This is a genomic window from Vibrio cortegadensis (genome assembly GCF_024347395.1).
GTDB classification, from domain to species: domain Bacteria; phylum Pseudomonadota; class Gammaproteobacteria; order Enterobacterales; family Vibrionaceae; genus Vibrio; species Vibrio cortegadensis.
This window is the reverse complement of record NZ_AP025473.1, coordinates 256,739-278,677: the sequence shown is the minus strand read 5'-3', so window position 1 is coordinate 278,677 and position 21,939 is coordinate 256,739. Positions and strand designations below refer to the sequence as shown.

Genomic DNA, 21,939 nt, shown 5'->3' with positions numbered 1-21,939 from the left:
ATTAAAAAGTGATCGAGGTAGTAAAAATTTGATTGTTTACTCTATTTTTCATTTATAAATGCGATGAAAGTTTTGCTTTCAATAATAAGAGTAAGCATTGGATGATGTTTGAACCGTCTTAAAGGGGATATGCAAAGTGAAGGCGTATGAAAAAGGCCGCGTGTTTATGGCGGCCTGATTTTCATTTCTATGCTGACGGAACGAGGGTTATTAGAAGGGATACCAAAATAGGGTTGGCTCGATAACTCGTTTGGTAATGGCTAACATAACGGTAATGCCGATTATAGCCAATAGAATATAGTCGGTTTTAGTCATGGCTTTCAGGCTATACCATGTCCGTGACTTGTGACGACCAAACCCACGTAGTGTCATCGCATTCGATATTTCATCTGCTCTGTCTAAACTAGAAAAAATCAGCGGACCCAGAATTTTGGCCACGTTTTTCATTCGAGTGAAAAAGGGGGCTTTTTTCGATAACTCCACTCCACGTGCTTGCTGAGCATGCATAATATTGACAAAGTCTTTCTTTACTTCTGGCAAATAACGCAGCGTTAAACTCACGGCATAAGCAATCTTGTATGGCACACCTAAGCGATTTAGGCTTGCCGCGAATTCTGTTGGGTGGGTTGTAAACACAAACACCAAAGCGATAGGGAACATGCTGAAGTATTTTAGAGTCACCGTTAACAAATAAAACAGTGTCTCTTGTGTCAGCGAATAGCCGCCCGGTAGAGCAAGCAGTATGGTTTCACTGCCCATGAATTCAGTCCCTTGACTTGGTGCGAGCAAATACATAAATAGGGCGTTGAGTAGCAATACACTCGCCGTGCCTATCAGAAGCGGTTTGTATACTTGTACTGGGACCTTGGTCATTTTTAATAACCCCAATCCAACCATTAACAAGCCTGTGATCATACGCAAGTCAAATGTAGTGAGAACTACCGTTACCCATGCTAAAAATAGGATGAATTTAGTGATGCCATTTAGAGCATGCAGAGGGGAGTTGGTATTAATGTAGTTAATACCAAATTTCATTTTAGATGCTTTCATGCTGACCTCTTTCATGTTGAATGAAGTGCTGCATAAATGCGTCCGTTTGGGTGATACCCACCTTAAGTGCGAGTTCGTATAAGCTCGTTGTTGCTAAGTTTGCACTATCCAGTAGCGCTGGTTGGCTGAACACTTGTGTCATTGGAGCATCTGCTATCAGTTTGCTGTCAGAAAATACGATAGAGCGGGTGGTGTACTCCAAAACTAAATGCATATCATGAGAAATGATAACCACAGTAATACCCAACTCACGGTTTAGCTTTTGAATGAATGCCAGCATTGAGGTGTAATTTCGATAATCTTGACCTGCGGTTGGCTCATCCAAAATCAGAAGTTCAGGCTCAAGAACCAAGATAGACGCGATAGTGACACGCTTTTTCTGTCCGTAACTCAGAGCTTCAATTGGCCAATTGCGATATTTGCTTAATCCACATAGTTCTAATATGTGCATGACTTTCTCTTGAACTTGCTCTTCACAAACTCCTCGGTTACGTAAACCGAAAGCAATTTCATCGACGATCATATGGTGCGAAATCATATGATTTGGGTTTTGCATGACTACGCCAACTTTCTGGCTTCGCTCAAAAATAGATAGCGTATCTAGATTGATCCCATTAAGTGATATGTTGCCTTCATCTGGATCGATAACCCCCATGATAAGCTTAGTTATCGTGGACTTCCCTGATCCATTCTTGCCTAAGATAGAGACAAACTCACCTTTATTGACTTGAAAGGAAACGTCTTGAAGGGCGTTCTTCTCACCATCATAAGAGTAAGTCAGATCTTGAATCGACAGGAGTGGCTCAGTGTGGGGCGCAAGTGTTGTTTCTGGGCGAGCATTAAACCAATTGTGCAATGTTTGCTGATGCTTCTCGGTATTGAATGACGCGAGTGATGATAAGTTTTCGTCGGCACTAATTGAAGAGTTTGCCGCTTTTAGTGCTGATAAATAGAGCGGTTCACGGATACCATGTTGCTCTAAAAGAGGTGAAACAAGCAATTCATCCGGTGTGCAGTCAGCAACGATTTCACCTTGCTCCATCAATATAATTCTATCAACATGGCGATGTAAGACATCTTCTAAGCGATGTTCAATAATGATGATGGTTTTACGAGTGCTTTTATGCAGTTGATCAATGATTTCAATCGTCGCTTTACCCGTTTTTGGATCTAAGCTTGCCAAGGGCTCATCGAACAAAAGCGTGTCGACATCGTCAACGAGAACACCACCAAGTGAAACTCGCTGCTTCTGCCCACCAGAAAGGTCATGTGGAGAGTGATCGAGCATCTCATCGAGATCGACCATTTTCGCAGTATTGGTGACAATACAGTGCATTTCATTGGTCGCCATCTGCTGGTTTTCCAGAGCAAACGCGATATCTTCACCAATACTAAGCCCTACAAACTGACTATCCGTATCTTGTAATACCGTTCCAATTTGTTCGGTAAATTCATGCATGTCGAAATGACGAGTATCCCTATTATTGAGCGATAATTTGCCCGAGATCTCGCCTTTTATTGCATGTGGAATCAGACCATTTAAACATTGGCCAAGTGTTGATTTACCGCTACCACTTGGACCAATAATGACGATTTTCTCCCCTTGCTCTATCCGTAGATTGATATTTTTTAGCGTCGGTTTATCCAGCGACTCATATCTAAAAGAGAAGTTCGAAAATTCTATTGTCATTGCCGTTTACGCCTCAGTTAGGTTACGGCTTTGTTTGTTTCTTTTCGCCACAGATTTAAGTATGAAGTAACCAACGATAGCGATAAGAACGGTGTTCCCAGCAGCAATAATCGATAACTGAGTAAACACTTTAGTAAATGGTTCTGCATATAAAATGGTATCGAGGAATGCTGAGCATCCGTAGCCTGCGATGTTGCCAACTAGAGCAAGTAAAACAAATAGAATGAAATCTTTATGATTAAAGTCGCCTTTCTCAATGCGGTTTTGAGTCAATTTAGGGAAAAAGCCAATGACTAAACCAACAATGCCTGAGCCAAGAACCCAAGTGATCCAGACGCCCCAACCTGCAAAAAGGTCAGTGACCCAGTGACCGATGAACCCAACTAAAAAACCGACTAATGGCCCAAAAAGTACAGAGAAAAGGGCTAAAACTGCCATTGCTGGTTTAAGTGTAGTGTTGGCAAAGACTGGTACGCCAAACATTGGCAAGCCGCCAATACCGTAAAGGGCTGCGCCAATTGCGATAACAACCACGGTTTTTGCTGAAAGATTCATAGATAACCTTAATTACTAAAATGTTCTTTTTAAAGAGCGGAATGGATCTGCTTTTATTTGCATTTTTCTATTGAGATTAAATAATAAACAAATAGAAAAATAAGCCGCGCATTATACAGGACAACAGACACCCAAGGGAACCTATGTGTCTAGATGTCTAAAAATAAAAAAAGGCAGCTGAATGTCAGCTGCCGTATACATTTTTTCAGAATGTTTGTATTTAAACCGATTGAGTTACCGAGAGGCGTAGCAAGTAGTTTAGGCATCGCTAGTGGTCTAGACGTCACTAATGTCTAAGTACAACTAATGGTTTAAATACAAGTAATGCTTTAAATACAAGTAATGGTCTAAATGCAACTAATGGTCTAAATACAAATAGTTTTGCCAGCTTTTCATTCGTATTAACACTTTCCGCATGATGGAGACATGAGTAAAGCTATCGGAATAAACAGCCACTTCGACCGCGGTACCTAGTGGTAAATGGTAATCTGACAGGTCATCATTGACTTTCAATTTCACCAGTACGCGGCCATTGGTGCGTAAGGCTTCCGTTCCTACCAAAGTTCCACGAGCTTGAAATTGGCTTTCTCCGATAGTTGGTAGCACATCAATAATTTCACCCTGAAAGACTTTTCCAGGAAGCGCTCTGAATAGAAACTCAGCAGTAAAACCAGGTTGTAGGCGCTGCAATGAATTTTGTCTAAAGGCGGCAGTATAGATTTTGTCTTCAGTGTGGACAAAGGTTGCAACGGGTGCCAAAGGCAGAGGAACCGCCATTACACCAGGTCTTAGGGCCAGTTGAGTCACATATCCGTCAGTGGGTGCCCTGACTATCGTCTGATCTAAATTGAACTCTGCTTGCTGAAGGTCGGCCAGTAATTTTGCAACAGCGGTATTTTCACCACCAATCTCTGAGCTAAGCGCGATTTCAGCTTGATCAAGTTTCGCTTGTGTGACGTTTACAGCCGCTTCGGCCGCTTTATAAGCTTGGCGGCGGGTATCAAGTTGTTGTTCAGTGAATGCGCCTTTATCGTACCCTTTTTGATAACGTAAGAACTCCCGCTTGGCTTTGTCTTTTTCAGCAACGGCTTTGATCTTTGCTGATTCGGCTTCAAAGACATCAGACTTTAGCCCCAGAGCACCTTGGCTTGCTTGTTTTATCTGGGCTTCAATTTTCGCCACTTCAGCCTCAAAAGGAATGGGATCGATTCTAAATAGAACATCTCCTTGCTTAAGCTCTTGGTTCGGCAATACTGGCACTTCCACAACTCGCCCACGAACACCAGACACGACAGGTGTGGTGGTGAACACTTGGTTACCAACTTGGGTGAAAGGGTGATTGTAGTTCATCAACAAAATTAGAGTACCGATTAATACGACACCGCCGAGTACCGCGGTGGGTACCGTCCACTTGTTTAGTGGGATTTTAAATACTTTAAATATCGTGATACACAGAGCGGCATAGGTCATTATCAGAAGTAAGTCCATTATTTATCCTCCTGATTTTGTTGTGCGGTTTGAGATGATGCTAAGGTCGTTTGCTTAGAATCTTGGGCTCGCTCTTGCGAGTCAGGTTGCGAGGGTGCGAATTGGGCGATTTTGATATCAGAGAGCTCTTTTTCAAGTGCCGCAACTTGATCTATCAACACGTCTACACGGTGATGAATATCTTGTTGCTCTTCTTTTATTTTTGCAAATCCCCAGCCTCGATCTTTGCGCCATAATGTTGCCCAAATCCAAAGAAATGGCCAAATCGTATGTAGGGTAAATAGGCTTACCCAGCCTGATACATGAATCGCATCTTGGTGTGGGTGGTCTCGCTCTTTTGCAATCTCATATGGGATGTCATGTATGACGATGACACCATAAAAAATTACAAGAGCAACAAAAATTAAGAGCCCAAGGGCAAAATAGTCTAAAAACATACAGCATCCTTGTGTTTAGTGAAACAGTAAGAAAACGTCTCACATAATATTAGTTAAGTATTTGTTGTAAAATATAAATAATCAACAAAAAGAACTGTGACATATGCGCTAATTCATATTTTGGGTAGAAGAAAAACGGTAACGGTGATATGTCAGTGGGTGCTTAGGGGGCGGAGTATGGAGATAATCAGTGAAACGGAGCAATGCGAATGAAAGGCCTAGAACTCAGTTGGTCCTAGGCCCAGATTCATTTATTCTTCTAAACAGACTTGATTACGCCCATTCGCTTTTGCTCTGTATAACGCTTTATCTGCTCGATAGAAGGTGCGTTGTGTATTTTCACCTTCACGGTGCGAGGTAATGCCGATACTGACAGTGAGTCCTCGCTCACCTAGGATCTCATGCCATCCATACTGGAAAATACGTTCACGGTAGTTCTCGGCATGCATTTCGGCTTGTTGCATGTTGACGTTTTCTAAAATCACAAGGAACTCTTCTCCACCAAAACGAACGCATGATGCACCGCTGAATCTAAAGTAGGAGGAGAGTTCATTAGAAACACTGACGATCGCTTTATCTCCGACTAAGTGGCTCAACTCATCATTAATGGACTTAAAATGGTCAATATCGACAACCATTAATGAAAACGTAGTGTCGTGTAGGAGTAAATCTTTTAGTTTTACATCTAACCAACGGCGGTTGTGTAAATTTGTCAGAGGGTCTGTAAATACATCTTGCTGTAGTTGAGCAACGGCATTCTTTTGATTTTCAGTGGTTTCTTTTAACTCACGGTTTTCTTGCTCAGAAAGAATCAACTTGAGTTGTAATTCAAAGCGAGACAGCCTTCGTAACTGAGTCGCTCCCAGTTCACTGATAGGAATATGCTTCATTAAATCAGATTCAATGCGGTAGCCTTTTTTTTCATATTCAAGTGCTTCTTGATACTCATTTTGGCTGGCACTGATGTGGCTTAATGTGTCATAAAACTTCTTTACAACCGCCGATGAAGATTGAATTTTTATACGTTTATGAGTGGTATTCAATACGATAGTGGCCAGTTGTTGCTTACCATCTATGCAGTTTAAACATAATGCTAACTCTAAACGAATCATCAAGGATAACCAACTAGATGAAGCACTGCTAATCGAGTATTGGACTTTTGATAGGGCGAGCAATGCATCGTGATACTGTTTTTTCTGACGAAAGATTTTGGCTTGGTAGAGACGAATTTGGCCGGCTAAAATTTTGTCACTGACGAGAATACTGAGCTCTTCACACTCTAAGAGTAAGTCGTTGGCTGCGTTGATGCGTTTTAGGTCGATGTAACAGGCAACGATATGAAGTTTGTATCGAAGTCTCAATGATCGACTACTTATTGCATGATCAATACTGTCAATCTTTTGGTAATAACGTAGTGCGCGGCTGTGGTCACCATAAGCATCGCACAAGTTCCCCATACCTAAAATTGATGCGACATAATCGTCAATAAAACCATGTTCTACAGCAATATTAGAGATGCTGATGTATTCAGATAGTGCTGAAGTGTAATCACCAATATCCATTAAACGTTCACTGAGACTCGCTTTTATTGTCAGGATATCATCGACGTCTTCGGGAATATTGAGTAAGTTAAGCGCACGGCGAAGTTCATCAATACTGGTGCTATGTTGCTTTAACTTTGCGCGGTATTCTGCGCTGATTAAATAGCAATGAGCACGTTCTTTATCTGTCGTTGCGATATGTTTACAGATATGTTCCCAAAATATAATGGCATTTTCACCAGACACGGAAGAAGGATCTAAGCCAGCATCGGAAATTTTGTTGAGTAGCGTTTCCATGATAGTACCTTCTATTGGCTTTCTTCTAATTGCTCGAGGGTGAATGGAAAAGTGAGAATGTCTTGTAGTGTCAATTTTGGTAGTTCGCCTGTTAAACCTTTACGATGCCAAGGGTAGATTTCAATCATTTGACTGAGAACGAGAAATAGCTGGTGTGCCGCGTCACCTTTCTCCGAGACTAGCATCGCAATGCGCTTGCTACTTAAGCGAGAGAGCAGATCATTGTGGTTACACAGTGTATGAGCAATCTCTGTACATACGTCTAAATAAGCCGGATCAGAGTGTTGAAGCATAATTATGGCGTGATTGGAGTGTTTAAGTTCTGTTTTAAATAGAACCAATTGCTCCCACCAGAATGTTTCAGAAACAACGTTTGAATAATGTTTCTGTGGGTCATATTCGTATTGACCACGGATTCTGTTAATTAGCTTACGTGCACGCTGCTCAAGTTGGCGCTTCGAACCTCGAGCTTTATCTAAGCTGACTCGAATGGTTTGTTCATTCAGCATTTTAATAGAGTGCTGGCGGTATTTTTTAAAGGCGATCAGTGCGGCTTCAAAATCATCTTGTTTTTCAGCGACTAAAGATTGTTGAAAGCAAATTTGACTGAGAAGTTCACCATTATCAAAAAGAGAGGCCGATTGTTCAGCATCCAAAAGTAATTTTGTAGCTTCTTTTGGTTTTTTCTTTAATAGTTCAAGCCTTGCTCTGCTGATAAATGAGTGAGCTTTAATCCATGTTAAATTGTGTTTCAGAGCAAGGTCATGAGCTTTTTTCGTTGCAATTTCAGCATCATCTAGCCGCTCAAGACCAAGTAAAGCTAAGCCTCTAAAATCCCATACTTCAGCTTGCCATGTTTTGTCTTGATGACCTTCCAAAGCATCCTGGGCACCATCAAGTACTGATAGCATTTCAACGTAATTATTGAGTAGGTAATAGTCCCATGCGAGAAGAATGCGAGCCTTACCTTCAAGCCAGCCAATTCGAGCACTATTTGCAACGGTGACAGCAAGCTTGTGGGTTGAGCTGGCCAGTTTATGTTCGTTAGTGATTCGCCATACGTTGCCCAGCCCAATAAGACATTCAATTTGAATTTCGACTTCATCAACAAGGGCAGATTGCTCTAACGCATTAATCCAAAATTGTTGCGCAGAGTAGTATTTGGCTTGCCCCCAATATTGCAAGGCATGTACGTGTAGGATTTCAGGGAGGTAGTTATCAGTATCGAGGCGACTTTGCTTAGAATAAGCTTCTTTGATGGTTTTCAAGCCTTTCCTATAATCCATCAAAGACCAATAGCATCGCGCCATAATCATTAATGACTGGATAGCGCCTTCTTGAAAAAGAATCTGCTCTGAACGAACTAGGCACTGTTCAGCGATACGTAATGCATCTTTAGGCTCTGAATCAATGCGTGATTTCAGTTGTTCTATTTCGATTTCTAAAAGAGACTGATTTTTATCCAAAAGTAATATCCATGACTACCGAACATATTGATAATGTGATCATTATATTAGCGTGCTCCTCGATTAGCACTATTTATGGACTTATAAAGGTAAAGTTTGATGTCTAAGCAACAATAATTAGTGCCGACTCACACTTAATACAGCAAAGTGACGAATTGAGATAGCGGCAATCTTGCGCCATATCATTAGATTCTAGCCTTAAAGTATTAAGACAGGAGCTGTTTTAATGTAAGAGGATGCTCTGTAAGCTCTAATCTTTGTGCCGCTGTAAGCCCATGCTTATCTTGGTAGCATAAATTGTGCCAAGCTCTGAATATATCGAGAAGAGGAAGTAATCCTCCAGGGCGCAGCTTGCGTCTTGGCTCGTTTATGAAGTTATCAAAAAGAAGTTGGAAGCGTTGCTGGTAAAACTCAGTCTGTTTTACTGACGCCTTGCTAAGCCAATGTTTTGGCGCATGGTTTTCACCTGCAAGATAGCAAATGCCTTTATGAGCAGAGCCTTGATTGGATATTGCCCAACGATCTCGCCACCATCCCATATGCACGATATCTGTTTTTTCAAATTCAGTATCGTTGCTCCAGCCGTTATCTTCTTCCACATACATTAAGTCAACGTTTTGACTCAATATTCGCGGTAAGCATACGCTAAGAGCGGCAGAACGAAGAACAGGATCTTGTGGCATATAAATCGAAACGCGCTTATTTTCGTTACACATATCTAGCACATGTAGAAAATGTGCATATGACGTATAAGGCGGTCGAATAAGTGCCCCTTTTGATGGATAGTTGAATATTGTGAGGTTCCCCATTGGGTCCTCGACATTTCCACGAGCCAAAATGGTTTGATACTGTTGGTCTATTCTTTCACGTAATAGAGGTGAAGGTGCCGGTGTCGGTAAATTCGCTTCTGAAGAGTGGTCTCGAGAGACAAACCGTGAAGGTGTGCTGTAAGGGTCATGATCGACTGAACCTTCAGGTTCTTCACCAGAAGAGTAGTTTACGTGTTGACATAAAATGTAGCCAGAGTGCGCTTCGCCTGTCGCAATCCATAATACGCCATTACTGCTTTTAGGTTGCAGTGGCATATAGTGAGAAGCAAATTCAAATGATTCTGCATGATTTACCCAACGAGCATCGATCATCGCCAGTTTACGACGGCAGCGACTTGCAATATGGTCAACATGGTCGTAGAACGTCTTTGGGTTGATTGAGAGTTTTCGGCAGATTTCACGTACGGAGTAACTCATAAAGAGCAACCCAAGTAAGTTTTCTTGAAAGGCTAGTTTTTTGTTGATACCAGACCATTTGTCAACAAACGTGGATTGGCACTGTTTGCAACGGTATCGCTGACGATCACCACTAAAACCAAAAGCATGGTAGAGGTGTTTGTGGGTGTGAACGGATAGACCAAAGTTCTCACACTCGCCGTTACGACAAGCGGGAAGGCCATCACTGTGAAGTTGTCTTAACCTATGTAACTCGTTAAGAACTTCTTGGTTGTTAAGTAAGGGGGGGAAAGCTCCACACTCACGACAAACCATCGCCGGACGCTTAGGGTTCGCATGTTGCAAAACGTAACGTTTTGCGTCGCTCAATCCAAAGTTGTCACACGCCAATGTTTTACAAAAGTTGAGTTGTAAACCATCTGCGTCTTTTGGCAGTTTGCCGTTGGACACGATCGCCCCCTCGGGATATTCAGGCTGCCAAGTTTTACCTCAGCAGCAAAATGAATTTTTATTAGATGTTGATTGCTGTTTCTAGAGCAACTTTCATCATGTCATTGAATGACTTTTGACGATCTTCAGAGCTTAGTTTTTCGCCACGGATGATGTGGTCAGAAACGGTAAGGATTGTCAGTGCTTTTGCACCTAAGTCAGCAGCAACACCGTAGATACCCGCTGCTTCCATATCAACACCTAGGATACCTAGTTTTTCCATTTTGCCGAATAGGTCAGCTTCAGGAGTGTAGAAAAGGTCTGCAGAGAATACGTTACCAACTTTAACTGGAACTTCTTGTGCACGAGCTTGGCTTACTGCTTCTTCTAGAAGACCGTAATCAGCAATTGCAGCGAAATCGTGGTTGTTGAAACGAATACGGTTCACTTTAGAGTCTGTAGAAGCACCCATACCGATAACAACGTCCATTAGTTTAACGTCATCACGTACAGCGCCACAGCTACCTACACGGATTACATTTTTAACACCGAATTCTGCAATGAGTTCGTGAACATAGATGCAGCACGATGGGATACCCATACCGTGACCCATTACTGATACTTTTTTACCTTTATAAGTACCTGTGTAACCAAACATATTACGAACGTCACATACTTGTTTTACATCATCAAGAAAAGTTTCTGCGATGTATTTAGCGCGTAGTGGGTCACCTGGCATTAGTACTGTTTCAGCGAAATCACCAGCTTGAGCATTAATATGAGGGGTTGCCATAGTTGTATCTCCAAAGTTTTTATCGTGGTGACAAGGATTTAAAATTCAAATCACCAATTCTGTTGAATCTGTTTCTGTCTGTTGAAGCAATAATAGCTAGATATCACGGCCTACCTTGAGACATTCATCACAGAATAGTGCAAGGTGCACTACATTGCCAATATTGATAACTCTTTTTGTTGAAAGTTGTAAGGCAATCGATTTGCTATGTGAATTATTAATAGTGGTTGTACGAAAATATTTTTTGTACAATCAGTTTTGGCATGCTATAAGTTATACGTAGGTTAATTTTGTATAGTTTTGGGGGTGTTTATGTCGCATATTGAGATCGGAGTGAGTGCATGTATCATTGGAAATCCAGTCAGATTTGATGGAGGAAGTAAATTAAATCATTTTCTTGCTCGGGATCTTGTTGACTATTTTTCTTTCGTGCCCGTTTGTCCTGAAGTTTCTATAGGTATGCCGACACCAAGACCGGCAATACGGTTGGTTTCTGACGAAGAGCGAATTCGCTTACTGCAAAGTCAAGACAGTTCGAAAGACCATACCGACAATATGATTCAGTTTTCGAAACAGAAAGTTCAAGATCTTGGTAAAAAAGAGCTGTGCGGTTATGTTGTATGCGCTAACTCTCCGACATGCGGCATGGAGCGTGTAAAAGTTTACCAAGGTAACCAAGCGCAAAAAAATGGTGTTGGCTTATTTACACAAGAGTTGATGGAGCAAATGCCGTGGTTGCCTGTAGAAGAAGATGGAAGGTTACAAGACCCTGTATTACGCGAGAATTTCATTACACGAGTCTATAGCTTGCGAGATTTCTATGATTCGATGGGGGGCGATCCAACGCCCGGAAAAATAGTTGCTTTTCATTCTCGCTATAAATTGAGCTTGATGGCTCACCATCCTGAGTCATATAAATCACTAGGTCGTTTGGTGGCACATATTAAAGATTACGATGAGAATGAGTTTTACCAACGTTATCGTACTGAATTCATGCAAGCGATAAGAAATCGAGCAAGCAGAAAAAACAATACTAATGTTCTGATGCATATCCAAGGCTATTTCAAAACACTGCTTACTGGGACGCAAAAAGCGGAACTGTGCCGTGTGATAGATCAATACCGAACCGGCTTGCTTCCGATCCTTGCACCGTTAACTCTAATTAATCACTACTTAGAGGCGTTTCCTGACTCGTATTTACTACAGCAAAAGTATCTCCAACCGTATCCGCAAGAACTAGGATTACGCTATGCACTATGAATCTGATCATGAAAAATGTGAGACAGAAGATCATAAATTGTATGCCATACGCGAAGTGTCTGAGTTAACAGGAGTTAAACCCGTGACACTTCGGGCGTGGCAGCGACGCTACAATTTAATTAAGCCCCAACGAACCGAAAAGGGGCATAGGCTTTATACGCAGGGTAATATAGAGACGATTAAGTCGATTCAAAGCTGGCTGGCGAAAGGCATTTCCATAGGGAAAGTTAAACCGCTGCTTGAATCTGAGCTGATAAATAATGCCGGGGCCGGAACTCAAGCAAGTACCTCACCGGTTTTAGAAGACGTTGATACATTGATCTCAGCACTAGCCTCTTTAAATAATGGGAAGGCAGAATCGATCGTTAGCATGGTATTAAAAGAGTACCCGTTAGACATCGTGACCGAGCAATTTGTATTCCCTATTTTGGATGCGCTGGAGCTTGTCAAAGGCCCGCAGCGAACCATTCAAAAAAGCCTGTTTCAGTCAATTATGCTCACGCGATTGATCTCAATTATTGAGGCGGAGAGAAAAGCTGCACATAAAGGGAAATGTTTATTTGTCAATTTGGATCCGATTGGCAGTATACCGGCATGGCTTTCGTGCTTGAAATTGAGTGAAATGGGTTTTTACATGGTTATGCTAGATGGGGTAGAAAGTGTATCTGCTTTACTCAAGCATGAAACCGTTACCAGCTTTTCTCATGTACACTTTTTTTCTAATCGAGCATTGGCAGATAAACAAGTCGCAATATTGACAGCGTGGATGAGTCACGCTGAGCAGGAAGTCTCGGTATCTGACGTTATTGATAAGCTGTATCTGTCATCCGAAGAAATAGCGAGCAGTGACTGAATTTAAGCAGTATGGATGCAGGGAAGCACTTTGTAAGATCAACTATCTCGCCTCAATAGTTGATAAAACAGTCGAAAGAGAGATAACCTTGTAAAAGATAAAGTGCTAAGGAATAACGATAAATGCTGCGATTCAAACCGTTAGGGCTACTACTAACACTCATTTTAGGCGTGACAAATGGAAGCCATGCTGCCACGTTTGAGTTACCTGAAGATGACAGCCATATCGTTGGTCGTTTGCAACTGCATGTTGTTGAAAAAGGTGAGACCTTAGCCAAAGTGGCCAAGCAATATGATGTTGGTTTTTTATCATTAATGGCTGCAAACAAAGGCGTTGATCCCTTCCTTCCCCTTGAAGGGTATGTACTTACTATCCCCTCACAATTGATTCTTCCTCAAGTTCCGCGAAAAGGTATTGTCATTAACCTTGCTGAATTGAGGCTTTACTATTTTGAACCTTCCCTGAATCAAGTCCATGTTTTCCCCGTTGGTATTGGCAGGGTTGGACGCGACACTCCAGAAATGGAAACGAAAATTAGTCAGAAAAGAGCGAATCCGACTTGGACTCCTCCCACCTCAATCCGCAATGAGTACTTAGCAAAAGGCGTTGAGCTACCCGCGGTTGTGCCGGCAGGTCCCAACAATCCGTTAGGGGAGTTTGCTTTGAGACTTGGGTATGGCGCTGGAGATTATTTGATCCATGGAACTAATAAAGAGTTTGGTATTGGCTTGAGAGTGAGTTCTGGTTGTATTCGTATGGAACCTCAAGATATCAAGTGGCTTTTTGAAAAGGTAAGTAAAGGCGAGAAAGTGAAAGTGATTAATCAGCCGATTAAAATCGCCCTTGAACCGGATCGGAGCGTGTTTATTGAGGCTCATGAGCCATTAACTCGCAGTGATGGAACGCAACAACCTCTTACCCTTCCTATTGAGTTAAATTGGTGGTTGGAAGAGTTTCAACTGTCAGATAGTAAAGCGAAGGCTGTCATTTTGGCGCAAAACGGTTTGCCTGTAGAAATAGCAGCACCTACTGAATAGCAGGTGCTGGAACAAAATAAGGCCGCTTATTTTGTGTAAGACTGTGCAATGTTATCGATACGCTCATTTGCACGAGCCGCTTCTTCTTGTGCAGACATTGCCGCGTCCGCTGCCATTTTTGACTTCATTTCAGCGTCAGCTTGCTCACCTTTAAGAGATGCCACTTCTTGGCTTAGTTGAGACACTTTGTTATTTAGTTCATCCATCTTTGCCATGCTCGCTTCATCTGGCCCTGAAGCACACCCAGCAAGAAGTAGTACTGATGTTGTTGCAGCAGCAAGTAACATTTTGTTCATAGGAACTCCTTGTTCAATAAGTATCGAATCGCGCGCTATACATTCTTCATCATATAGTCGCATCACCTTGATTGTAGCGACTAATTATCAATACACCTAGTTATCTGATGATAAAAAGTTCAATAGTTGAAGTAAGTATCGTTCAGATATTGAACATTCTTATATCTGAGAATCAACAGAGGGAGGCTGAAGGCGGTACTTTCAATTCCATATAATTTTTATGTGATCTCTATCTATAATGGCTGCTTTTGCGTTATCATATCGTGTTAACCAATTTTTATATCGAATCATTAAGACTGGAGAGTCCATTGCACTTTAAAGATTTAAGCCTAGACAATCGCTTACTTAAAAATCTGAAACACTACGACTTTAAAAAAGCGACAAAGATCCAACAACAAGCGATTCCTGTTGTTATTGCAGGAAAAGATTTGTTGGCTTCGTCAAAGACGGGATCAGGCAAAACCTTAGCATTTGTTTTACCTATGCTGCATAAGGCTCTCAAAAATAAAGCATTTTCTGCAAGAGATCCTCGTGGTGTGATTTTGGCTCCGACACGTGAACTGGCGAAACAAGTTTACGGTGAGTTGCGCTCAATGCTGGGTGGATTGTCTTATGATGCGACCCTAATTCTTGGTGGTGAAAACTTTAACGATCAAGTTAAAGCGTTACGCAAATACCCACGCTTTATTGTGGCTACTCCTGGTCGTCTTGCCGATCACCTTGAGCACCGCTCTTTGCATTTAGATGGTGTCGATACGCTTATTCTTGATGAAGCGGATCGTATGTTAGATTTAGGCTTTGCACCTGAATTACGACGCATTCATAAAGCGGCAAAACACCGTCGTCGTCAAACGTTAATGTTTTCAGCAACGTTGGATCACGCGGAAGTTAATGATATTGCATCTGAAATGCTTGATTCACCAAAACGTATTTCTGTTGGTGTTTCGAACGAAGAACATAAAGACATTACTCAAAAATTCTATCTTTGTGATCACTTAGATCATAAAGAAGCAATCCTCGACCGTATTATTGAAGAAGCTGAATACCGTCAGGTCATGATTTTTACAGCAACTCGTGTGGATACTGATCGTTTAACTGAAAAGCTAAACGAGAAGAAGCTTAAAGCCGTCGCTCTGAGTGGTAATTTAAACCAAACTCAACGTAATGCGATCATGAGCCAATTTGAGCGTGCAGTCTTTAAGATCCTTGTGACTACGGATGTCGCTTCTCGTGGTATCGATATTCCAAACGTGAGCCATGTTATCAACTTCGATATGCCAAAGCATACGGAAGAGTATGTTCACCGTGTAGGTCGTACTGGCCGTGCTGGTAATAAAGGGGATGCTATCTCTCTAGTTGGACCAAAAGATTGGGATAGCTTCAAGCGTGTAGAAACCTACCTACAACAAGATTTAGCTTTCTCTGTACTAGAAGGATTGAAAGGTAAATTCAAAGGTCTTCGCCCGCGTAAGCCTGCCTTTAAGAAAGGTGGCCCTGCAAAAGGTAAAGCGAAAGCGAAATCAGCACAGACTCCGAAAAAACCAACTCAACGTGATAAGAGCTTCCATAAGAATGTTGCAGTGGGTGATTCTGTCTTTATTCCAAAGAAAAAACCTGCGAAGCCTGCGGTAGATAAACCAGCAGAAGAGTAGGGTTTGAATTAAAAAAAACCGCCAAATTGGCGGTTTTTTTGTTTCTAGTGTTTAGCTTTTTCTTATGTGTACTACTTAAACTTTAAAGTAATCAAGTTCCAGTTTTTGCTTCTCAGCAAGGTTGGATAGCTCATGGCTAGCCGCTGCTGCTTGAGTGACGCCAGTTACGTTTTGACTAACCAAATCGTAAATGTTTGAAATGTTGCGATTAATATCTGCTGTTACATGGCTTTGCTCTTCTGCTGCCGTTGCAACTTGAGTATTAATCGAAGCAATATCACCGACTGATTCGCTAATCTCAGATAGTGCGTGGTTCACTTGATTTGCAAGCTGTTGGTTCTCTTCTAACGTGGTTAAACTTGAAATCATGCTCTCGTTAGCTGAGCCAGACTGATGTTGGAGCTCTTCGATGATGGCCTGAATTTCTTGTGTTGATGATTGAGTTCTTGCTGCTAGTAAGCGAACTTCATCAGCAACGACAGCAAATCCACGGCCGCTTTCACCTGCGCGAGCCGCTTCAATTGCCGCATTAAGCGCCAGTAAGTTCGTCTGTTCTGATATGCCTTGAATCACTTCAATCACATTGCCAATTTTTTCAGACTGTTCTTTCAATGAGCTAACAACACCCGCAGCGTCGCCCAACTGGTCTGCCATTTTCACATTTGCGCGGTTACTCTCTTCAAATAACTTCATGCTGTGTGAAGCACTTTCATCGGCTCGTTTTGATGCTGCATCGGCATCTACGGCATTGCTGTTTACGTTAGATGCCGTGCTTTCTAATTCATTGACCGCAGAAGCCACTTGTTCCACTTCTTGCTTTTCTTGATCTGAATTGGCACTTGATTGAGTCATGACCGCCGCCAATTCTGTTGATGCAGACGCTACTTCAACACTGATGCGGATAAGGGAATCTACGGTATGACGTAGCTGTTCAACGGTTGAATTGACATCATGGCATAGGTCGGTAATTTCATTCTTACCGTCAACATCGGCTTTCACTCGAAGATTACCTTTGGCGATCTCTCGCATCGTATCTTGGAGTTTGCGAATTGGAGTCACAATGATGCCTGCTAATAACCAGCCGCTTATCAATGCAATGGTAAGAACAACAATCAAGCCAATAGTGATCGCGCTAAGAGTACTTGTGTGTTTTTCGGTATTGATGCGTAAATCATCAAGAGAGATCTTGTTTAACTTATTTGAAAGTGCGTCAATCGCGTTAACCATCTTCGCACCAGCATCGCGATATTCAGCAGAAGCTTGGTTGTATTGCTGTTGGAAACTATCCGATAAATTTGTCGCGGAATGCTTGGTCTTTAATAGAGGGATCATGGTGTTTTGTGAGTAATCGACGTAGGCATTCATCGCTTCTCGCACAGCTTTAACCTCTGATTTCAAAGATGAAATACGGTCTAGAACATTAAGTTGCTCAAAGTTTGCCTGCTGGTTTGTCTTTAATTTTCCTGAGAGTAGGCTTACCTCGTTAGGATCAAATAAGCTGTAAATTGCGCTGATACGCATTGCGTAAGTATTGTCGACAATGGTACTAAGCCCATCTTTAAACACGATGACATCTTCAGTCGATGTTGTAACGTCATTGAAAGCTTCTTCTAATTTTTGCCCACCAAAAGTGATGCCAATAAGTAGGAGAACAACTGTGAAAAGGACAGGAACAATGACCTGTACCTTGATGGATAGATTACTGAGTAGTTGACGCATAAAAGCCTCTATTTAACGTTGTAATAAAAATATTTTGTAATGTTTGGAAACGAAAGTGTTATCGGCTCAGAAATCTTTGTCTCAGTAGATGATAACTCTGTGATATTGCTTCCACTTGAAGGTAATCTTCAGACTAACACTATTTATCCCACCACCCAATAATTTGAACGCATTCATGTTCGTTATTTTTCGTTTCGGTCTATAAATACAAAAAATAATTAAGAGGGTGAAGAGGTTATCGTTGTCATAGAGGCTTCAACGAACTGAAACACAACTGTCACATAACCTGCCTAAAGTGAGCATCGTCAAATGAAACACAACGGCAATAAGGCCACTAAAGGAATTTGTGATGAAAAAAACAGTAATCGGCGCAATCGCTCTATTCGGTGCTTTAACAGTGACTTCAGTTTCAGCAAAAGAAACTATTTCTGCGGTAGGTTCCAGTAGTGTAACACCGCTTATGGAAGTGTTTTCTGAAACATACATGAAATCGAATTCAAATGTTTATATTGAAGTGCAGGGGCCTGGCTCTTCTGCAGGCGTTAAAGCGGCAAAAAATGGGTCTGCAGATTTAGGGATGTCATCTCGAAATCTAAAAAGCTCTGAAAAGGAACCTGAATTAAAAGAACTGGTAATTGCTCGTGACGGTATTGCGGTCGTAGTAAACCCTAAAAACGGCATTCAACAATTGACGGCTGAACAGGTTACAGCAATCTATAAAGGCGAAGTGAGCAACTGGAAAGAAGTTGGTGGTGCAGATAAACCAATCGTTGCGATTACTCGTGATACGGCATCAGGCACTCGCGGTGCATTTGAAGATATCATGAAATTGAAAAAGAAAATTTCAGGTGTAAAAGTATCGGCTATTTCGCAACGAGCACAAGTTGCTAATGGTAATGGCGCACTGAAAACAATGGTCGCTTCTAACCCATATGCGATTGGCTATATCTCTTTAGGTACAGTGGATAACTCAGTACATGCGCTCCCTATCGACGGTACTGACGCGACAGTGAGTAATGTTAAGAATGGTTCATACAAAGTGGCACGTCCATTCCTAGTTCTTTACAAAGAAGGTAAGCCTTCAGCATCAACACAGCAATTCCTTGACTGGATGGTTACCGATGAAGCTCAAGCATTGGTTGCCAAAAAAGGTTACATCTCAGTTAACTAAAACAAATCATTATTGCTCAGCCCACATTTCGGGCTGAGCCTTTTTTACCCATATCGAATTATCGACATATGAGTATTTGGTTATGACCATCGCAACAAATAGTGAAAAGCTTATGAATAGCTCATCGATCTCAATGAAACGTGGATTACGGACGAAAAAGCGGGTTGATTGGAAAGAACGTATTTTTCACGGTTTATTTTTAACCAGTGCGGTTATTGGCATTGTGTCATTGTCAGTTATCGCTTATTTCATTTTTAAAGAGAGTATCCCTGCATTTCAAGCGGTAGGTGTTTCAGGCATCGTTCTCGGACAAAACTGGCTCCCACCTGCACTTTATGGCGTTGCAACAATGATTGTTGCCTCAGTGGTTTCAACATTAGGTGCTGTGGTGGTTGGGGTTCCCATTGGCTTACTGACTGCAATTTTTATTGCTGAAATTGCACCAAAACCACTGGCTAATATTATTCGCCCTGCGGTTGAGTTACTAGCAGGTATTCCTTCGGTTGTATACGGTTTTTTTGGTTTGGTGATCATCGTCCCTCTTATTCAAAACATATTCCAAGTTCCTGCGGGTAATACGATTTTGGCTGGAATTATTGTATTGGGCATCATGATTCTGCCAACCGTTATAACGGTATCGGAGACGTCAATACGTGCTGTTCCCAGTGTTTATAAAGAGGGCTCTTTGGCGCTAGGGGCATCAAAGATATTTACTATTTTCAAACTGTTAGTTCCTGCCGCTCGTTCTGGGATCATGACGGGTGTGATTCTTGGCATTGGCCGTGCGCTAGGCGAAACAATGGCCATCATTATGGTGATGGGAAATGCGCCTGCGATGCCCGAAGGGATTTTAGACTCTGCTCGAACGTTGACAGCCAATATCGCAATCGAAATGTCTTATGCCAGCGGGATCCACGCGAATGCATTGTATGCGACTGGCGTTGTATTACTGGTTTTCATCATGTCATTAAACGCTGTTTTACTGTATTTAAATCGTGAAAAAGCGAGGTAACTATCATGACTTCACAAAATATGACCACCTCAGAGAAAAAAGCGATGTCGGCGTCAACAGCACCCGATAAATTGAAAAGTACAAAACTTAAAAAACAGCGTCAGTTCAAAGATAATGTATTAAGTGTCTTTATTTGGGGCGCTTCAGCATTAACCGTAGGCTTCCTGTTTTGGATCATGTGGTACATCCTTTCAAATGGTTTGCAGCATGTTGATTGGAATTTTGTTACCGATGACTACACACGAACAGGGGATGAACACGGAATTTTCCCGATGATTATCTCGACGATCTATATGGTGATCGCGTCGATTTCAGTCGCCGCACCGCTTGGGATCATGACGGCAATCTACTTAACGGAATACGCCAAAGTGGGCAGTAAATTGGTTAAGATTATCCGTTTCTGTACCGAATCATTAGCGGGAATTCCATCGATCATATTTGGTCTATTTGGTATGACTTTCTTCGTGGCAATACTTGGGTTAGGTTTTTCCATTTTGTCGGGAGCATTAACGCTGAGTATTTTGATTCTTCCTGTCATTATTCGAACAACGGAAGAGGCTCTAATGGCAGTGCCGCAAACGTATCGAGAAGGATCTTATGGGCTAGGCGCTCCAAAAATTTATACGATTTGGCGTTTAATTCTACCAAGTGCCATGCCTGGGATTTTGACTTCCGTCATTTTGAGTATTGGCCGTGTTATTGGAGAGTCGGCACCTGTATTTCTTACCGCAGGTATGGTGGCGCGTATCCCAGATAGTTTATTGGATTCAGGAAGAACGTTAACGGTTCACCTGTATAAGCTCACCACGGAACTATTTTCTATTGAAGAGTGGAACCAAGCCTATGGCACGGCAACTGTATTGATTGTAGTGGTGTTACTGATCAACACCCTGACCAAACTGATAGCCAGTCGCTTTAATACTGCAACGTATTAAACATTGAGTACTTCAAGTACATAGTCGCTATCAGCCACAACAGAATTTAAGAGAACTTAAAATATGAACAAATTTGATATTCAAGACCTCGATCTTTTTTACGGTGAAAATCAGGCACTAAAAACCATTAACTTACCTGTACCAGTGCGCCAAGTTACGGCATTGATTGGTCCGTCGGGCTGTGGAAAATCAACATTACTTCGGTGCTTAAATCGAATGAATGATTTAATTGAAGGCGTGAAGATCACTGGTCGACTTGAAATGGATGGTGAAGATATTTACGGCAACATTGATGTCGCCGATCTCCGCATCAAAGTCGGCATGGTATTTCAAAAACCGAACCCTTTTCCTATGAGCATTTACGAAAATGTCGCGTATGGATTACGAGCTCAAGGCATCAAAGATAAGAAGCATATCGATTCCGTGGTTGAGCGTTCGCTACGTGGTGCCGCGCTTTGGGATGAAGTAAAAGACCGATTGAAATCACATGCCTTTGGTTTATCTGGCGGTCAACAACAACGATTATGCATTGCTCGTACTATCGCAATGGAGCCTGATGTCATTTTAATGGATGAACCAACATCCGCGCTTGATCCTATTGCAACCCATAGAATTGAAGAGCTGATGGAGGAGCTGAAAAAAGAGTATACGATCGTTATCGTGACTCACTCAATGCAGCAAGCAAGACGTATCTCTGATCGTACGGCTTTCTTCTTAATGGGAGAACTAGTGGAGCATGATGATACTGCCGTTATTTTCAGTGAACCTAAAGATGACAGAACAAAAGGCTATGTTAATGGTGATTTTGGTTGATATGCAATCATGCGCTAGTAGTAAATTCTAAGAAATCACTATAAAAATATATGCGATGAATTTTGCCTCACTTTATGTGAGGCTTTTTTTTGGAAACAAAATCCCAATAATGTCTAAGTACTCTAGGATGTTGTAAATAGAGTTTCAAAAATGCGGTGCATTTAACAATCGACATTTAACGCCATTGATTGCATATGGTTTTTTGAGCAATGATCCAGC

Annotated in this window: 19 protein-coding genes; 8 read left to right on the top strand and 11 right to left on the bottom strand. The window is 41.8% G+C overall.

From position 1 onward, the window contains the following. Nucleotides 1-210: 210 nt before the first annotated feature. The 9 genes from OCV39_RS15775 to deoD all read right to left on the bottom strand — a co-directional run bounded on the left by OCV39_RS15775 (nucleotide 211) and on the right by deoD (nucleotide 10,972). Entirely contained in the window at nucleotides 211-1,050 is an 840-nt protein-coding gene (locus tag OCV39_RS15775; RefSeq protein WP_261889950.1) for an energy-coupling factor transporter transmembrane component T family protein, read from the bottom strand. Continuing rightward, the gene (locus OCV39_RS15770; RefSeq protein WP_261889949.1) at nucleotides 1,037-2,740 is read right to left on the bottom strand and encodes an ABC transporter ATP-binding protein; all 1,704 of its coding nucleotides are present in this window, start codon (nucleotides 2,738-2,740) and stop codon (nucleotides 1,037-1,039) included. The genes OCV39_RS15775 and OCV39_RS15770 overlap by 14 nt, the downstream gene beginning before the upstream one ends. 6 nt (nucleotides 2,741-2,746) lie before the next feature. Next, nucleotides 2,747-3,295: an ECF-type riboflavin transporter substrate-binding protein gene (locus tag OCV39_RS15765; protein WP_017054374.1), complete on the bottom strand. Its 549-nt coding sequence runs from the start codon at nucleotides 3,293-3,295 to the stop codon at nucleotides 2,747-2,749. 357 nt (nucleotides 3,296-3,652) lie between these two features. Then, nucleotides 3,653-4,783: an HlyD family secretion protein gene (locus OCV39_RS15760; protein ID WP_017054375.1), complete on the bottom strand. Its 1,131-nt coding sequence runs from the start codon at nucleotides 4,781-4,783 to the stop codon at nucleotides 3,653-3,655. After that, nucleotides 4,783-5,220, bottom strand: coding sequence for a DUF3302 domain-containing protein (locus OCV39_RS15755; protein WP_171755528.1), 438 nt, complete (start codon nucleotides 5,218-5,220; stop codon nucleotides 4,783-4,785). The genes OCV39_RS15760 and OCV39_RS15755 overlap by 1 nt, the downstream gene beginning before the upstream one ends. 251 nt (nucleotides 5,221-5,471) lie before the next feature. After that, a complete protein-coding gene (locus OCV39_RS15750) occupies nucleotides 5,472-7,058 on the bottom strand; it encodes a GGDEF domain-containing protein (RefSeq protein ID WP_113798481.1) in 1,587 nt (528 codons plus the stop codon). A gap of 11 nt (nucleotides 7,059-7,069) precedes the next feature. Next, complete coding sequence (locus OCV39_RS15745; RefSeq protein ID WP_261889948.1) at nucleotides 7,070-8,524, bottom strand: hypothetical protein; 1,455 nt, start codon at nucleotides 8,522-8,524, stop codon at nucleotides 7,070-7,072. A 206-nt stretch (nucleotides 8,525-8,730) separates the two neighbouring features. Then, nucleotides 8,731-10,200 (bottom strand): IS1 family transposase, encoded by a 1,470-nt coding sequence (locus OCV39_RS15740; RefSeq protein ID WP_113798477.1) that lies wholly within the window; start codon nucleotides 10,198-10,200, stop codon nucleotides 8,731-8,733. A gap of 61 nt (nucleotides 10,201-10,261) precedes the next feature. Continuing rightward, nucleotides 10,262-10,972 carry a purine-nucleoside phosphorylase gene (deoD, locus tag OCV39_RS15735; RefSeq protein ID WP_017054380.1) on the bottom strand — a complete coding sequence of 237 codons (711 nt, stop codon included), beginning with the start codon at nucleotides 10,970-10,972 and terminating at the stop codon, nucleotides 10,262-10,264. A gap of 312 nt (nucleotides 10,973-11,284) precedes the next feature. On the opposite strand from deoD, the gene OCV39_RS15730 reads away from it, so the two are divergent. From OCV39_RS15730 to OCV39_RS15720, 3 genes are all read left to right on the top strand, one after another. Next, complete coding sequence (locus OCV39_RS15730) at nucleotides 11,285-12,232, top strand: YbgA family protein (RefSeq protein WP_113798475.1); 948 nt, start codon at nucleotides 11,285-11,287, stop codon at nucleotides 12,230-12,232. Beyond that, nucleotides 12,222-13,085 carry a MerR family transcriptional regulator gene (locus tag OCV39_RS15725; protein ID WP_171755526.1) on the top strand — a complete coding sequence of 288 codons (864 nt, stop codon included), beginning with the start codon at nucleotides 12,222-12,224 and terminating at the stop codon, nucleotides 13,083-13,085. Before OCV39_RS15730 ends, OCV39_RS15725 begins: the two co-directional genes overlap by 11 nt. A 122-nt stretch (nucleotides 13,086-13,207) precedes the next feature. After that, nucleotides 13,208-14,122 (top strand): L,D-transpeptidase family protein, encoded by a 915-nt coding sequence (locus OCV39_RS15720; protein ID WP_136995076.1) that lies wholly within the window; start codon nucleotides 13,208-13,210, stop codon nucleotides 14,120-14,122. A 26-nt stretch (nucleotides 14,123-14,148) separates the two neighbouring features. Here OCV39_RS15720 and OCV39_RS15715 read toward each other — a convergent pair whose 3' ends face one another. Then, nucleotides 14,149-14,418 carry an Lpp/OprI family alanine-zipper lipoprotein gene (locus tag OCV39_RS15715; protein ID WP_017054384.1) on the bottom strand — a complete coding sequence of 90 codons (270 nt, stop codon included), beginning with the start codon at nucleotides 14,416-14,418 and terminating at the stop codon, nucleotides 14,149-14,151. 308 nt (nucleotides 14,419-14,726) lie between these two features. Between OCV39_RS15715 and OCV39_RS15710 the strand changes: the two genes are divergently transcribed. Beyond that, complete coding sequence (locus tag OCV39_RS15710; protein WP_113798469.1) at nucleotides 14,727-16,070, top strand: DEAD/DEAH box helicase; 1,344 nt, start codon at nucleotides 14,727-14,729, stop codon at nucleotides 16,068-16,070. A 75-nt stretch (nucleotides 16,071-16,145) separates the two neighbouring features. On the opposite strand, the gene OCV39_RS15705 is transcribed toward OCV39_RS15710, so the two are convergent. Next, nucleotides 16,146-17,789, bottom strand: coding sequence for a methyl-accepting chemotaxis protein (locus OCV39_RS15705; protein WP_261889947.1), 1,644 nt, complete (start codon nucleotides 17,787-17,789; stop codon nucleotides 16,146-16,148). A 349-nt stretch (nucleotides 17,790-18,138) separates the two neighbouring features. Between OCV39_RS15705 and OCV39_RS15700 the strand changes: the two genes are divergently transcribed. The 4 genes from OCV39_RS15700 (at nucleotide 18,139) to pstB (ending at nucleotide 21,720) form a co-directional block, all read left to right on the top strand. Beyond that, the gene (locus OCV39_RS15700; protein ID WP_113798465.1) at nucleotides 18,139-18,960 is read left to right on the top strand and encodes a phosphate ABC transporter substrate-binding protein; all 822 of its coding nucleotides are present in this window, start codon (nucleotides 18,139-18,141) and stop codon (nucleotides 18,958-18,960) included. 82 nt (nucleotides 18,961-19,042) lie between these two features. Beyond that, nucleotides 19,043-19,972, top strand: a complete 930-nt coding sequence (gene pstC, locus OCV39_RS15695) for a phosphate ABC transporter permease subunit PstC (protein ID WP_113798463.1) — start codon at nucleotides 19,043-19,045, stop codon at nucleotides 19,970-19,972. Between the two features lie 44 nt (nucleotides 19,973-20,016). Then, on the top strand, nucleotides 20,017-20,907 hold the full coding sequence (gene pstA / locus OCV39_RS15690) for a phosphate ABC transporter permease PstA (RefSeq protein ID WP_050988747.1): 891 nt from the start codon (nucleotides 20,017-20,019) through the stop codon (nucleotides 20,905-20,907). A gap of 63 nt (nucleotides 20,908-20,970) precedes the next feature. Further along, nucleotides 20,971-21,720, top strand: a complete 750-nt coding sequence (gene pstB / locus OCV39_RS15685) for a phosphate ABC transporter ATP-binding protein PstB (protein WP_017053521.1) — start codon at nucleotides 20,971-20,973, stop codon at nucleotides 21,718-21,720. The last annotated feature ends 219 nt before the right edge of the window (nucleotides 21,721-21,939 follow it).